The organism is Sphingobacteriales bacterium (assembly GCA_016706405.1).
Lineage (GTDB): Bacteria > Bacteroidota > Bacteroidia > Chitinophagales > UBA2359 > BJ6.
The window spans coordinates 327,559-343,714 of the sequence record JADJJT010000002.1; the positions used below are offsets into that span (position 1 = coordinate 327,559).

At 40.9% G+C, this 16,156-nt stretch carries 11 protein-coding genes; 8 read left to right on the forward strand and 3 right to left on the reverse strand.

All coding sequences use genetic code 11. The features are described 5' to 3' along the window. Positions 1–220 precede the first annotated feature (220 nt). The 3 genes from IPI59_07655 (at position 221) to IPI59_07665 (ending at position 5,516) form a co-directional block, all read left to right on the forward strand. The gene (locus IPI59_07655) at positions 221–1,765 is read left to right on the forward strand and encodes a YifB family Mg chelatase-like AAA ATPase (protein ID MBK7527409.1); all 1,545 of its coding nucleotides are present in this window, start codon (positions 221–223) and stop codon (positions 1,763–1,765) included. A 93-nt stretch (positions 1,766–1,858) separates the two neighbouring features. After that, positions 1,859–4,720, forward strand: coding sequence for an excinuclease ABC subunit UvrA (uvrA, locus tag IPI59_07660; GenBank protein MBK7527410.1), 2,862 nt, complete (start codon positions 1,859–1,861; stop codon positions 4,718–4,720). A gap of 136 nt (positions 4,721–4,856) precedes the next feature. Continuing rightward, the gene (locus IPI59_07665) at positions 4,857–5,516 is read left to right on the forward strand and encodes a hypothetical protein (protein ID MBK7527411.1); all 660 of its coding nucleotides are present in this window, start codon (positions 4,857–4,859) and stop codon (positions 5,514–5,516) included. A 545-nt stretch (positions 5,517–6,061) separates the two neighbouring features. Here the strand turns inward: IPI59_07665 and IPI59_07670 are convergent. Then, positions 6,062–8,917, reverse strand: a complete 2,856-nt coding sequence (locus tag IPI59_07670) for a serine hydrolase (protein MBK7527412.1) — start codon at positions 8,915–8,917, stop codon at positions 6,062–6,064. Positions 8,918–9,410: 493 nt separating this feature from the next. On the opposite strand from IPI59_07670, the gene gyrB reads away from it, so the two are divergent. Continuing rightward, the gene (gyrB, locus tag IPI59_07675; protein ID MBK7527413.1) at positions 9,411–11,342 is read left to right on the forward strand and encodes a DNA topoisomerase (ATP-hydrolyzing) subunit B; all 1,932 of its coding nucleotides are present in this window, start codon (positions 9,411–9,413) and stop codon (positions 11,340–11,342) included. Positions 11,343–11,850: 508 nt separating this feature from the next. Further along, positions 11,851–12,855 (forward strand): hypothetical protein, encoded by a 1,005-nt coding sequence (locus tag IPI59_07680; GenBank protein MBK7527414.1) that lies wholly within the window; start codon positions 11,851–11,853, stop codon positions 12,853–12,855. Here the strand turns inward: IPI59_07680 and IPI59_07685 are convergent. Then, positions 12,852–13,016, reverse strand: coding sequence for a hypothetical protein (locus IPI59_07685; protein ID MBK7527415.1), 165 nt, complete (start codon positions 13,014–13,016; stop codon positions 12,852–12,854). The genes IPI59_07680 and IPI59_07685 overlap by 4 nt on opposite strands. 114 nt (positions 13,017–13,130) lie before the next feature. Here IPI59_07685 and IPI59_07690 point away from each other — a divergent pair, with 114 nt between their 5' ends. The 3 genes from IPI59_07690 to IPI59_07700 all read left to right on the forward strand — a co-directional run bounded on the left by IPI59_07690 (position 13,131) and on the right by IPI59_07700 (position 15,023). Further along, complete coding sequence (locus IPI59_07690) at positions 13,131–13,469, forward strand: hypothetical protein (protein ID MBK7527416.1); 339 nt, start codon at positions 13,131–13,133, stop codon at positions 13,467–13,469. 255 nt (positions 13,470–13,724) lie between these two features. After that, on the forward strand, positions 13,725–14,210 hold the full coding sequence (locus IPI59_07695) for a hypothetical protein (GenBank protein ID MBK7527417.1): 486 nt from the start codon (positions 13,725–13,727) through the stop codon (positions 14,208–14,210). Positions 14,211–14,267: 57 nt separating this feature from the next. Further along, positions 14,268–15,023, forward strand: coding sequence for a hypothetical protein (locus IPI59_07700; protein ID MBK7527418.1), 756 nt, complete (start codon positions 14,268–14,270; stop codon positions 15,021–15,023). Positions 15,024–15,119: 96 nt separating this feature from the next. Here IPI59_07700 and IPI59_07705 read toward each other — a convergent pair whose 3' ends face one another. Then, the gene (locus IPI59_07705; protein ID MBK7527419.1) at positions 15,120–16,082 is read right to left on the reverse strand and encodes a glycosyltransferase; all 963 of its coding nucleotides are present in this window, start codon (positions 16,080–16,082) and stop codon (positions 15,120–15,122) included. Between the last annotated feature and the right edge of the window lie 74 nt (positions 16,083–16,156).

The following is a 16,156-nucleotide window of genomic DNA, read 5'->3' on the forward strand; positions in this document are numbered from 1 at the left end:
AAATAAGTTTAAACGATATACTTATTTTAAAATTGTTTTTTGCTGTGTTTTTTTACGTTAAAAAAAAACAAAAAACACTACCACTAAAACGGAGAAGCTAAAAAAGGGTTGCCTATATAGGCAAGGAATAGTGGTCAAATCTGTCTTTTTTTTTTCAAAAACAAGTATTCTATTCTTTAATGTTATCTATCCGGCAAAATATCAAATTGATTTTACAAATATGGGACTATCTATAACACAGGCAGGGGCTTTGTATGGTGTAAACGCATTAGAAATTAAGGTAGAAGTAAATATTAGCACAGGCGAACCACGTTATTTTGTAGTAGGATTACCCGACAATGCAGTAAAAGAAGGGCAACACCGCATTGAGTCGGCTTTGCGGAATAATGGCTATCAAATGCCTCGTCAAAAAATTGTGGTGAATTTAGCCCCTGCAGACTTTAAAAAAGAAGGATCGCATTACGACCTAACTATTGCTATTGGTATTATGGTGGCAAGCGGCCAATTACCCGCCAATATTGAACAGTTTATGATTATGGGCGAATTGTCGTTAGATGGCTCGCTGCGACCAATAAAAGGAGCATTGCCTTTAGCCGTAGAAGCCCGGAAAAATGGCTATCAAGGTTTTATTTTGCCTGCCGAAAATGCCCGCGAAGCCGCAATTGTTGATAAATTGCTTGTTTATGGCGTAACGCACCTACGCGAAGTGATTGATTTTTTATCCGGAAAATTAGAGTTAACTCCAACACAAGTTAATACCCGCGATGAATTTTATGAGAATTTACATGCATTTCCCTTCGATTTTGCAGATGTAAAAGGCCAACACAATATAAAACGCGCCTTAGAAATAGCCGCAGCAGGCGGCCACAACGTAATATTAATTGGGCCACCAGGCGCCGGAAAAACCATGTTAGCAAGGCGCTTGCCTACTATTTTACCCCCGCTAACCCTTCACGAAGCCTTAGAAACCACAAAAATTCACTCTGTAGCTGGCAAATTAGCTTCAAATAGCGCACTTATAAACACCAGACCCTTTAGAGCACCACACCATACCATTAGCGATGTAGCCTTGGTAGGTGGTGGCAATCACCCCCAGCCGGGCGAAATTTCATTGGCACACAACGGCGTTTTGTTTTTAGACGAACTGCCCGAGTTTAAACGTACCGTTTTAGAAGTAATGCGGCAGCCTATTGAAGAAAGACGTGTTACCATTTCGAGAGCTAAAATGTCAGTCGAGTATCCGGCAAGTTTTATGTTGGTAGCCTCTATGAACCCCTGCCCCTGCGGCTATTATAATCATCCGGAAAAAGAATGTGTTTGTGTGCCGGGTGTAATACAAAAATATCTGAACAAAATTTCGGGGCCGCTGCTCGACCGTATTGATTTACATGTTGAAGTTACACCTGTAAATTTTGAGCAACTAACTGCCGATACTAATGAAGGCGACAACAGTAGTACCATCCGGACCCGTGTAATCAATGCCCGTCAAGTGCAAGGAAACCGCTTCGAAGGGCAAACAAGTATTTATTGTAATGCGCACATGCCCTCGAACATGGTGCGAAAAATATGTAAAATTAATAGCGCCAGCCAAAACTTGCTAAAAACAGCAATGGAAAGGTTAGGTCTGTCGGCACGCGCTTACGACCGTATTTTAAAAGTAGCCCGTACCATTGCCGACCTTTCCAATAGCCCCGAAATTGAAGTAGTGCATATTGCCGAGGCTATCCATTTTAGAAGTTTAGACCGCGAAAACTGGGCTAAATAAAAACAAAACAAACAAGCCTATTTGTACAATTTACGCCCTAAAATCCGGAAAAAGATTGTATATTTGCCACCTATATTAGCTTTTTACTAAAAAATGGAACAATATATCAACTCCGAACCCCAGTTTTTAGAAGTTGAAGGGGCGCGGGTGCATAATTTGCGCAATGTTAGCGTGCAGTTGCCGCGCAACAAAATGGTGGTTATTACCGGAATATCGGGCAGCGGCAAATCGTCTTTGGCTTTTGATACCATTTATGCCGAAGGACAACGGCGGTACATGGAAAGTTTTTCGGCCTACGCCCGACAATTTATAGGTAATATGGAGCGCCCCGATGTTGATAAAATATCCGGATTAAGCCCCGTTATTGCTATTGAGCAAAAAACTACTTCTAAAAATCCGCGTTCTACCGTAGGCACCGTTACCGAAATTTCCGATTTTTTACGCCTGCTTTTTGCCCGTGCCGCCGAGCCATACTCGTATCATACAGGCAAAAAAATGGAACAATACAGTACCCAACAAATTATAGACTATTTGTTTGAACATTACCCCGATAAAAATATTGCTGTTTTAGCCCCAGTAATAGTAGCCCGCAAAGGGCATTACCGAGAATTGTTCGAACAAATAAGACGACGAGGGTATGTGCGCGTGCGCGTAGATGGCACAATACGCGAAATTACACCAAAAATGCAGCTCGACAGATATAAAGTTCACGATATTGAAGTAGTAATTGACCGTCTGAAGGTATCAACTGACCAATTAAGTCGCCTAATACAATCAATTGAAACAGCACTTGCAATGGGCAAAGACGTTGTAAACATCTACGATTACGATGCAATGAAAATCAAACCATTTAGTAAAAATTTAATATGTATTGATACAGGCTTGTCATACCAAACACCTTCGCCCAATACGTTTTCGTTTAACTCGCCTTACGGAGCTTGCCCCACCTGCGATGGCCTTGGTATTGTAAACGACTGCGATTTAGATAAAATTGTACCTAATAAAAAATTATCGGTTGCCGAAGGCGGCCTTGCACCATTAGGAAAAGTGCGCGACACCTTTACTTTACGGCAAATTGAGGCTTTGGCAACCACTTTTAAATTTAGCTTAGATACCCCCATTGAAAAACTTTCTGAAAAAGCCTATCAAGCCTTACTTTTTGGCTCGGGCAGCAAAAAAATTGAATTAAAATACGATTATGGCGATGGAATACCAACAAGCTACAATTTGCCGTTCGAGGGGCTAATTCCATCCATCAGACGGGTTTACAACGCCCCAAAAAACAACGAAGGTCTGCGCCAATGGGCCGAAAATTATATGAGTAGCAAAACTTGCCCCGACTGCGAAGGCACTCGCCTAAAAATTGAAGCGCGGCATTTTAAATTAGCCAATACCAATATTGACCAACTAAACCAACTTGATTTAGCGACACTAAAAACATGGCTCGAAGAAACCTTGCCGCCCCACTTAAACGAGCGCCAAGCGGCCATAGCCAATGAAGTATTAAAAGAAATTAATGCCCGACTGGTTTTTTTGCTTAATGTTGGCCTAAATTATTTAAGTTTAAACCGCCCGTCATACAGTTTGTCGGGGGGCGAGGCGCAACGCATACGCTTAGCTACCCAAATAGGCTCGCAGCTTACCGGCATAACTTATATTTTAGACGAACCAAGCATTGGCTTGCATCAACGCGATAACCACCGACTTATTAGCTCGTTGCTTCAACTGACCAATATGGGAAATACGGTGTTGGTGGTTGAACACGATAAAGACATTATGTTAGCTGCCGACCATTTAATTGATATTGGCCCCGGAGCCGGAAAATTAGGTGGACAAATTATAGGACAAGGGTCTCCGGGGGAATTTATCCGGATGGAAGACTCGCGTACAGCAGCATACCTATCCGGAAAAAAAAGAATACCCCTACCCGAAAATCGCAGGCCGGTTTCTAACGAAACTCCCAGCTTGGTTTTAAATGGCTGCACCGGACATAATTTAAAAAATATAAACGTATCGTTTCCATTAGGGCGTTTTATTTGCATCACAGGCGTATCGGGCAGTGGAAAATCGTCTTTGGTTAACGAAACACTGCTGCCAATATTAAGCAAACACTGTTACCCGCAGTCGTTACAAAAACCGCTGGCTTACCATAGTATTGAAGGGCTTCGGCTTATTGATAAAGTAATTGAGGTTGACCAACAACCTATTGGCCGCACGCCGCGCAGCAACCCCGCTACTTATGTTGAAGTGTTTACCGATATTAGAAACTTATTTGCCAAATTGCCCGAAGCTCAAATTCGAGGCTATGGCCCTGGCCGTTTTTCGTTTAATGTTAAGGGTGGGCGCTGCGAAGTATGTGAGGGAGGCGGCATGAAAGTAATAGAAATGAATTTTTTGCCCGATGTTTATGTGCCTTGCGAGCGTTGCCTGGGCAAACGATATAACCGCGAAACGTTAGAAGTGCGCTATAAAAATAAAAGCATTAGCGATGTTTTGGATATGAGCGTTGATGAGGCTGTTGTTTTTTTTGAACCACTACCTAAAATTTTCCGGATGCTAAAAAGCCTGCAAGATGTTGGTTTGGGCTACCTAACCTTGGGGCAACAGGCAACAACTCTTAGCGGCGGCGAGGCACAGCGCGTAAAACTAGCAACAGAATTGCAAAAACGAGATACTGGCCGCACTGTGTATATATTAGACGAACCCACAACCGGCCTACATTTTGACGATATTAAACTTTTGCTTGCAGTACTGCAAAAATTAGTTGATAAAGGCAATACCGTAATAGTAATTGAACACAATTTAGATGTAATAAAAGTTGCCGACTGGCTAATTGATATTGGCCCCGAAGGCGGCGAAGGCGGTGGACAAGTGCTATGCACCGGAACTCCGGAAACGGTAGCTGCGCACCCACATAGCCACACAGGTCGTTTTTTAGTACGCGAGTTAGTTTAGTTACTTTTAAGGCTTTTCGATATACTACTTAAAACAAATTGCTATGACACATATTAATTTTATGATTAGCATAATTGCTATTTTATTTTTTGGGACTTGTTTTTGCGGGCAACTCTGTTTAAGTCAAACTAATACCTTGCAGCCGCCAGCTGTGCAAAAAACCATACCCCAATTTGCCGACATGCGCAAAAATGCCAATTCGTTTGCACAATATCAAATCAACAATTTAAAAGATGGAGGTGCTATTTTAGTGCGTTTATCAACGCGGCAAAAAACTATAAATGCCATGCTTAAACAAGGCTTAAACGAGCGTGCTGCCGCTTTTGCCCTCGAAACAGAGCAAAAAAATCTACAAATAGCTGCCCAAATAAAAAATCATATCGATTTTTGCCCTGTCTATTTTTTTTACAGCGATGATACCGAACAATTATTGTTAGGAAAACGCACCGGCTTTTTACGAAACGCATTGTTAGAACTTGATACAAATCTTATTGTTCCGGATTTTTATGTAGTACTTGAGCGGGGCCCGGTATATGCCAAAGATGCCTCGTATTTTGACAAGCCCGACCAAGCAGTAACGGGCGAGTTTAACTTACCGAATACAACTGCGAAGCCCTATACTCAGCATGTTTTAATCCGCGATGCCTTGGTTTTTAAGGACGCATCGTTAGTACAAATGGCACCTCCTTTTCCGTATTACCGCACTACCGGTTTTACTAAAAAAGCTTTAGCCCAAAAAATAAAAAAACTAAACAAGGCACTGCACAATTTTTACCACACTAATAATAAAATGTAAAAGTGAAGTTGTTTAAAAATTAGTTTCTTCAACTAATTTGAAACTATGTACTATTAAAGTAATTGCAAAACTAAGTCGTCAATATATTTGTTTTACATTTTTACAGCCTGTTTTATCTCAATAGTTTCTTGCTATCAAGTCCTTAAAACTGCCACACCGTTTAATGCTTAAACAAATTCTATGTGTCTATGTGGTTAATTATTATGGTTTAATTCTTAAACAACTTCAGTGTTAATTCACTTTTTATTAATATTCCCTCCAAAGGAGGCAATGATGGTGAAATCCGTTAAATCAAATAATCCGCTAAATCAGTGATTAAGATAAATGCGACAGTTTACCCAAAAAGAGTAACCCGCCTCCCTGCGCCCTCTACAAGTTTGGTTTGTGTTTGAACAAATTTTGCCCAAACTAATCAAAAGCTAAAGTCGGATTACTGCGAGCTAAAGCGGTATATATTGCGTCATGTATTTTAATGCGCACATTGTCGCGGTTTAATTTATTATTGTGCATACTGGGGTAAGTGCGGTTGCTCAAAAATACATAAATTAGTTGCTGTTCGGGGTCGGCCCAAACGCAGGTGCCGGTAAAACCCGTATGTCCAAAGGTTTTAAACGAGCATTGTTGGCTGGTGGGTTGTATATAGTTTTTGTTAGGCTCGGGTTTATCAAAACCAAGCCCCGTCTGTTGCCATTTTTTTGCTGCGAGGTAAATAAATTAACCGTAGCCTGTTGCAAATAAGTCTGCCCACCATAATACCCGCCGTTTAACAACATTTGCATAATTACAGCCAAGTCGTTGGCGTTGCTAAACAAGCCAGCATGGCCACTAACGCCACCCAACATGGCGGCGCCCATATCGTGGACGTAACCTTGTATAACTTGGTAGCGCCATTCGGTATCATTGCTGCTGGGTACAATGCTATTCCGGCTAAAACATTCTAACGGATGGTAACCCAATGTTGTTAAGCCCAATGGCTTGTAAAAACGATCGTTTAGATATTGGTCTAAGGATTTTCCGGAGAAATTTTCAAGTATTTTTTTGAAATAATAAAACCCAACATCGCTATATTTGTAGGTGCCGCGGTTAGGCAATTTCGAATTCCGGATAGTTTCCCAAACGGTATCCAAATAATCGTTACGCATCCATAAATTATTAGCAACGGGTACATTATAACCTTCGCTTGGTAGGGCGGCATAAACTTGGCTGCGGGTTGGCTCAAAAACGGTTTGTTCGTAAAACGGAATCCATCCTTCTAATCCAGCCTCATGAATTAATATATCTCTAATGCGCAAATTTTCTTTGTTGCTGCCCACTGTTTCGGGAAGATAGTTGCCCAAAGTGCCATATAAATTAAGTTTTTGGGCATCGTACATATCCATTAACCCCAGGGCACTGGCCGCTATTTTGGTTATAGAAGCAATATCATACAAGTCGTCGTCTAAAACAAGGTGCGATGCGCCGTAAGTGTGCGAACCATAGCTGCGTTCGAAAAAAACTTTTCCATTTTTTGCTATCAGAACTTGGCATCCGGGCATAGCTTTGGTGGCAATAGCCTGTTGCACAATATAATCAATTGGCAATAAATCGAAACTGTTAATACCCAATTCTTCCGGAATAGTGTATTTAAGGCGTAAGTGCCCTTGGGTATTGTACCCTTGGCCGTATTTAAAACTACCTGCCGATATGGGCAAGCGCCCTTTAAAGCCAATTGCCCCAAACAAAGCTTGTGCCATAGCATTTTGAGCATAAGGGGTATCTTCGTAGCCAACTGCTATGGTAGGGCTATTTTCAAAAAATTTTAGACTATACGGGTTGCCAAACACTACTACAATTACCTCAACGCCCGCCGCTTGAAGCTGGCTTATTAAATTGCGCCCTGCCGCCGATATACCATACCCTTTTGAAGCGTGGCGACTTAAGCCGTGAAGGCTAATAATAACCAAATCGCTTTTTTTGAGGGCGTTTGTTTTTTGTATAAATTTTGTTTCGGTATCGGCCCATTTTAGCGTATGTTGTTCAATGGGGGCATACTTGCTTAAAGTGCGTTGAAAATCGGTTTGGCTGTTTGCCCCTATGGCTAAGGCAGCAATTTTTTTGTTGGCAAGCTGAATAATGGGTACTTGCTGTTTGTCGTTGCGCGCTAAAGTAATAGCGTTTTCGTAAAGTTGCCTGTTTAAAGCTTCGGCGTTATGCCATAAATCTTGTTGTAGCCCACTTGTATTTATAGGCTGAAGTGGCTGCTGGTATAAGCCCATCCGGAATTTGGCTGCTAATACTTTTCGCACGCGGTTATCAATTTCGTCTTGTGTAATTAACCCCGCTGCTATTGCCTTATTAATTTCGTGAATTGCTTTGCTTACGCTGCCCGAAAATAATAGGATGTCATTTCCGGCCAAAAGTGCTTTTGCATCTACCTCTCCGGGGCCAAAAAACTTAGCTACCCCTTGCATATTAAGTGCATCGGTAAAAATTAGCCCTTGGTAACCCATTTCATTTTTAAGCAGGTCGGTTACTACTTTTTTCGACAAAGTGGTGGGCATTGTCATGCTGCTTGTGGCGCTAATGGGTTGGGCATCTAAGGTAGGAACTGCTAAGTGGGCAATCATCATACTGCCAACGCCGTTTTCAATTAAGCGTTTAAACGGATAAAGTTCTACTTCGTTGAGGCGTGTGCGGTCGTGGTTAATAACGGGCAGGGTGTAGTGCGAGTCGGCATCAGTGTCGCCATGCCCCGGAAAATGTTTGGCGCAAGCTATTAAGCCGTTTGTTTCCATGCCACGCATATAGGCAATACCTTTTTCGGCTACGTTGTATTTGTTTTCGCCAAACGACCTGTCGTTGATAACCGGATTAGAAGGATTTACATTGACATCTACAACGGGAGCAAAATTTACATGTACTCCTAAGCGGCGGCATTGACGGGCTATATCGCGGCCCATATCTTCAATAAGTCGATTGTTTTGTATGGCACCAAGCGTTAATTGCCGTGGGTATTGTGGGGCATCGTCTAAGCGCATACTTAGCCCCCACTCGGCATCGGTGGCAATTAGCAGCGGTGTTGAGCTAATGCTTTGGTAGTAATTTGTAAGCTCGACTTGCTTAAAAGTAGTGCCTTGCATAAAAATTAAGCCCCCAATTTTGTATTGTTTAATTAAATTGGCAATTTCGGTGCGGTGTGCTTCGTCTTTGTTTGAGTAGGCCGCTACCATAATAAGTTGTGCTATACGCTGATTAGGAGTCATGGCGGCAATTTGTTGTGCTATCCAAACTTGCTGGTCAAGGGCGTAATTGCTGCCGGTGGTTAATGTAGATGGGCTTGTTTGGGAGGTGGCCTGCCATTGCTTATTAGATACACCTATTAATAAAACAAATAAAACAACTCGAAAAAGAATACGATACATGGTTAAATTTGAGACGAAACTACAGTAAGTGGTAAGAAGTTTTGAGTTGGTTTTTGCCGGATTGGCTTGCTACAAAGGTACGTTTTATTTTTATTGTTGCGTTAAATGCAGGTGTTGTTGGGTTGGTATTAATAATATTTGTATCGAGCTAAGGGCAAATTTTTTAATTTAGCGCTCTCCTTTGCAGTTCTTAAAGACTATTAGAAAGAAACTAAGTAGTCATGGTATTAAACCGTTATGAGGCTGATTATTTTTGCTTGGAATGCTTGATTTTGCCCTGATATGGGCTGAAAAATTGAAAAAAAATTAGTAACTTTGCAGGATTTTTAACCTTAACTGGTTTAATTAAGATGCTTGTTGGCGGGTGTTAGTTTAAGGCCAAATCAATAATGCCAAACACATCGTTTATGCTGTTTTTTGTTGCTAAATAAGGATAACAATAAAAGCAGTCCTTTCTTTTATTCTGGAAATATAAATATAACATACAATTTTTATGAATCAAAATTACGGTGCCGATAGTATTCAGGTTTTAGAGGGTTTAGAGGCAGTGCGCAAAAGGCCAGCCATGTATATTGGCGATATTGGCTCTAAGGGTTTGCATCATTTGGTTTACGAAGTGGTTGATAACTCTATAGACGAGGCATTGGCGGGTTATTGTAGCAATATATTTGTAAGCATAAATGCCGACAATTCAATTACTGTTCAAGACGATGGGCGGGGAATTCCGGTAGATATACACAAGGACGAAGGTCGCTCGGCACTTGAAGTAGTGATGACGGTTCTACATGCGGGCGGTAAATTTGATAAAAACAGCTACAAAGTATCCGGAGGTTTGCACGGTGTAGGTGTATCGTGCGTAAATGCTTTGTCTGAAAAAACACATGTAATAGTTGAACGCGATGGCAAAAAATACGAACAAACTTACGAGCGAGGCGCGCCTATGTACGCTGTGCGCGAAATTGGCATCTCTGAAAGGCGTGGAACCACCACCACCTTTAAGCCCGATGACACTATTTTTACGGTTCATGAGTATAACTATGATACTTTGGCTACCCGTTTGCGCGAGTTGGCTTACCTAAACCGCGGCATACGCATTACCCTAACCGATTTTAGAGAGCAAACAGAAGAGGGAACAACCAAAACCGAAACATTTTACTCGGAAGGAGGACTCGTAGAGTTTGTACGCTATTTAGATGCGACCCGGATTGCGATAATACCAAATCCCATTTATTTAGAGGATTCACAAGACAATATTGTTGTTGAAGTAGCGATGCAGTATAATACAACTTTCAATGAAAACGTACACTCGTATGTAAATAACATAAATACCATTGAAGGGGGGACGCATGTAACCGGTTTCCGGAAAGCCTTAACGCGCGTCTTCAAATCGTATGGCGAAAAAAATAATTTCTTTTCCAAACTCAAAGGCAACGTAACTGGCGAAGATTTTAGAGAGGGGCTAACTGCGTTAATATCCATAAAAGTGCCCGAACCACAGTTTGAAGGCCAAACAAAAACAAAATTAGGCAATGGCGAGGTTGCCGGCATTGTTGAGTCGTTGGTAGGGCAGGCCTTAAACAATTTTTTGGAAGAAAACCCCCGCGAAGCCAAATTTATTATTGAAAAAGTAGTATTAGCTGCCACGGCAAGGCAGGCCGCAGCCCGCGCCCGCGAATTGGTGCAGCGCAAAAACGTATTGATAGGCTCGGGGTTACCTGGCAAATTAGCCGACTGCTCGAGCAAAAATCCTGCTATTTGTGAACTGTACTTAGTAGAGGGCGACTCGGCAGGTGGCACCGCCAAACAAGGCCGCGACCGCGAGTTTCAGGCTATTATGCCCTTGCGCGGTAAAATATTAAATGTTGAAAAAGCCCAGGACCATAAAATTTTTGCCAACGAAGAAATAAAAAATATTTACCAGGCATTAGGCATTTTTTACAACGAAGAAAAAGAATTAGTAACCGAAAAACTGCGCTACCACAAAGTAATTATTATGTGCGATGCCGATGTGGACGGTAGCCATATTGTTACGCTTATTCTAACGCTTATGTTTAGGCACATGAAACGCCTAATTGAGCAAGGAAATGTATATATTGCCTCGCCACCCCTGTATTTAATAAAAAAAGGAAAAAACCAACGCTATTGCTGGAACGAAGAAGACCGCGAACAAACAACCCGCGAATTTGCCGGAGAAGGTGGCGACACCAGTAAAGTAACAATACAACGCTACAAAGGCTTGGGCGAAATGAACGCCGAACAGCTTTGGGATACAACCATGAACCCCCAAACCCGTACACTTATGCGGGTAACGATTGAAAGCGCCGCCGAAGCCGACCGCATTTTTTCGATGTTGATGGGCGATGACGTTGCCCCCCGCCGTGATTTTATTGAAAGCCATGCCAAATATGCAAAAATTGATGCTTAATTTGCATAATTTATTTGGGTGATGAGAGCAAAAGGAAAATTATATCCAGTGCAACCAAACAACCGGATCCGGATATGGTAAAATAGCCTTTATAGCAAACCTAAGTAAAATAATCCGGAAATATTTAAAATACTCCCTACCTTACAACCATAAATTGCACCCCTAACTCATAACTCATAGAAGTTGTTTAAGAATTAACCCATATAATTAACCACATAGACACATAGAATTTGTTTAAGCATAAAATAAGATGTGACAGTTTAAACACTTGATACTAAGAAAATATTGAGGTAAAAACAGGCTACAAAAATGTAAAACAGATTTATAGAGGACTTAGTTTCGCAATTGCTTCAATGGCACATAGTTCTAAACTGTTTCAATAAACTAATTTTTAAACAAGTTCATAATTAATTATCTCTGCTACCTCTCACTAAATAAATAAAAAGCTCGTCGCCCGGCTTGTCTAAATCTTTGTTAAAGCGTCAACGCAGTAGTAATACACAAACCCATGAATACCAATTTTAATAAAACCGTATCGGTTATGGTTGGCGGCGAAATAGCCAAGTATGGCACCTTGCCTATTGAGTTTTTATTGCGCTTGGGCAACGACATTCAAAATTTGATTTACACCTTAGCCCGGTTTGAAATTATAACCGCTACTACCATAGACCTCAACAATTTTAAATTAGACCTTGTTGGGTTTGATGCAGGTGAGGGGTACGTAGTACTGCATTTTGCCTATACCCGCCAAATACAAACCTTACTTGGCACTAATGTTGAAGAACAACGCGATATTGTAAGCCAAAGTTTTAACCAAGTAATGCAAGTAGCCAACAAGGGTAATTACACCGAACTTAAAACCGTTTACCCCTTGCCCTACAAACGCAATCATATAACCGAAGCCTTGTTTGAATTAGTTAGTGGCTTAGGCAATACACCAGTGTTTATTGTTGAGCAAAATCAAAAAAAATCTAAACCCAATCCTATTTACAGAATAAATCCTTTTAAAAACGAGGTTCGAAGCAGTTTATTAACACAAATCATTCCTGTATTTAACGAAGAAGTTGAAGAACGCATGGCTTATGCACGGGTAAAAGTTACCACAAAAGGTGGTAAAATAAAAAACCGGATTCAAGAGGTGTTTAATGCCGATGATACTTCGTTATCGTATGCCCCGCACGTAATAGTTTGCGACAACCGAACCTATACTTTAGATGCCCCCTTGCGTTGTTTATTTGAAAAAGAAAACGATTATTATATTATTCAATCTGAACTGTTGGGTATAATGGGAACAGGTAATACCGAAGACGAGGCCGAAATTAGTTTTGCCCAAGAATTCGATTTTATTTTTACGCGCTATAATCAATTGCCCTTTGCAAAACTGTCGGAAAAACAAAAAAAGGTAAAAATTATGCTCGACTTTTTGGTTACCCAAGTAGTAGGCGAAGCCTCCCAAGCGAATAAAACAAGCTCAAACTCCGGAAAAACAAAAAGCCAACCAACTAACAGCTAACAGCCAATAGCCACCAGCCAATAGCCACCAGCTAACAGCCAACAGCTAACAGCCAAAAGCCAAAAGCTAACAGCCAATAGCCAAAAGCCACCAGCTAACAGCCAATAGCCAATAGCCACCAGCCAATAGCTAACAGCCACCAGCCACCAGCCACCAGCCAAAAGCTAACAGCCAAAAGCCAATAGCCACCAGCCAATAGCTAACAGCCAAAAGCCATCAGCTAACAGCCAAAAGCCATCAGCCCCAAAAACCCATCTTATTTATATATCTAAGGGATGTCACATTTACCTAATAGTAGTTTGCCAAATATTGACATTAACAAACTTTTCCGGAACCTTAAGAAATTAGGATTTATAGAATCGCCCGTTAAAAATCAGGCGGTTAAATTTTTGGAATTATATTGTAACGGTCAATTTGTACTGCATACCAAAATAACCCGGAGTGCTCAAACATTTTTAACTGCCGACCAAGCCCGGCAAATAACGTACCAATGCCGCCTTACCCCCAACGAGCTAACCCTAATAGCCGAAGGAAGTTTAGATGCCAACCAATATATAAGTTTGCTGTATGAACGCGGCGAAATAGCTTTTGATGTTGAAGACGTTATAGGATAAGCCTTAGTTGTATTCGATATTTTTTTACGCCCCATTTAATTTATTGATATGAATATTTTGCTAATAGGCGATTCATTACTAATAGCCGAAACCCAAACAGCCTTAAACCAACTGCCGCCCGGTAGCAATATAGCTGTTAACCATTTGGCAACAAACCATTTCGATTTGATAATTGATACAGATTTTGACTTAATACCAGAAACTAACTGCGCCGACCGTTTGGCAACTTATGCCACACTTACACAAACTGTTGTGATGGTTGGGGCAGTGCGGCGCTCACTTTCAGAGGCAGTTTATATTTTGGGCGAAGAGAATATGAATTGCTGTTTGGCCGGATTTAATAATTGGCCTACTTTTATAAATCGACCTTTGTGGGAGGTATCGCTTTGGATGCCCCAAAAAAACCGAGAAATAGCTGCCGCTATCTTTCAAAAATTAGGTATGAACTGGCGCGAAGTGAACGACAGGGTAGGTTTGGTAACGCCGCGTATTGTGGGCATGATAATTAACGAAGCCTGCTACACCCTACAAGAAGGCACGGCAACTATTGCCGATATTGACCGCGCCATGCAATTAGGTGTAAATTATCCGGATGGCCCTTTTTCGTGGGCTAATAAAATTGGGCTGTCAAATGTGTATCAAACTTTAGCGGCAGTTTATAACGATACCCACGATGAGCGATATAAAATTTGCCCGCTTCTTAAAACCCATTTTTTGCAGCATAAAAATTTTGCCGTTTAAAAATTTATGTTTTCAGGGAGGTGCTCCACCAAGTATTAATCAACAAATAAATTCAACATGTCTCTTATTTCAAATAGTATTAAATTAGTGGCTAAAAGCACAACTGCTTTTTTAAGTAGTTTACTGCTGTTTATTTTAGGTGGCCTAGCTTTAAATCTTTTTTTAATTATAAACTTCCCCGCACTTTGTGGCGAAACCAGCTATTGTGCTTTGTATTGGTTGGCGGTAGTGCTATTTGTGCCGGGCTTTGTAATTTTATATGCTTTGGTAGGCTATAAATATGCTATCCAAAGAGTAATTCAAGTAGTGTATAGCCAAAACAAGCCTGCATTTTACAACTATTTAACCGAAAAACTAACCAACTATTTTACAGCACAGCAAAAAACCAATCCTAATAACACCGATTGGGGTAGTATGGCTTTAGGCTTTTTTGCAAAACTCGATGGTTTGTCGTTTGTATTGCGCAAGGCAGCCAAATTATTAGTAGGGCGTATTCCGTTGGGCGAGGTATTGCTAAATGTCGTTGAAAAAAGCGAGGCTAATTCTTCTTTAAATGGCGAGGAAACTAACAATAATACACCTCTTACTGAAGCTGCTGCCAACAACGACCAGCCAAACACAACACCGCCCACTAATCCCGAAGTTGCCGCAGCACCCAACCCCAACTCGCCTCAAGCGAGTGCCACGCGGCTTACATCGGCTATTGATAACTATATTGGCGACGAAGTAATTGCCCCCGGATGGTTATTGCCTTTGATTGTAGTAGTGCTAAATTTGAGTTTATTTGGATTTTTGCACTGGTGGTTTAGGTAAAGCACCTCAAACATGTTTTTGCAAGTTTTTTTGCGTGCTCTATCCATATTTCATCTTCCGGAGACGATTTGAATAAAAATAAACTAAGCAATCAATTTAATACCAAAGCCGGCCTTTAACCTGCTTTATATAGGCAAGTGCTTTCTTAGAAATTGGTTGCCGTTTTGTTTGTTTCAATTTTGTTAAGGTATTTTTAAATGCCTGCCACCATTGCACGACGTTAAAATTCGATTGCCGCAAAAAATAACCCGACCATGCAATAAAATGGCTAAATGTATAAATAATAGGCAAATATTTATAAGCTATAACCGTTTTGTTTTCTAAATTCCATTGCGTTAGCTTTGTTTCGGCTTCGCGGCCATTTGGGCTTTTTTGATGAAGTACGGTAATAGCTGCCGAATATAAGATAGCGTATCCGGCATTTATAGTTTTGTAGGCTAAATCGTATTCTTCCATACCATAAAAAATGGTTTCCGGATATAAGCCTACCTTTTCAAAAACTTCTTTTTTTACCACATGTCCGCTTCCTACAAAAAAATTTGTAAAGAACTGGGGCTGTTTGGCAAGTTGTTTGTTTTTGGTTGCAATATAATATTCGTGGGTTGTGGTTCTATACTCTCGAAGCGCTAAAATGCCAATATCATTATAAGACAACTGTTGCTGTTCGTGCTCGTGCTTTGGGCTGTTGTGTTGGTTAAATATTTCAAGTATAATTTTGGGAGCTTGCTTTTCCTGAAACAAGGCATCATCGTCAATAAATACTAAATAATAGCCTTTAGCGAGGGTAATGCCCAAATTCCGGCCACGCGCAACTCCTAAATTTTCAGCGCTGTTTATGTAATTTACTAAATTTCGCTGTAAACTTGGCAATTCGTTTAAATAGGTCTCAAAATTATCATACGAACTTGTAGAGCCGTTATTGATGATAATTATTTCGAAGGTTTGATTTGGGTCGTGTTCAAGCTCAAAAATATTGGCCAGCACTAATTGGGTGTCAACAGGTCTGTTATAACTGATAACAATATATGAAAACAAAGGCGAAGGTTGGCCGGCAGTCATTTTTTTAGGCAATATAAAATTTTACAACTAAGCACTATTTATGCAAAGTTGCCGCATTGGTTGGTAACTAACTA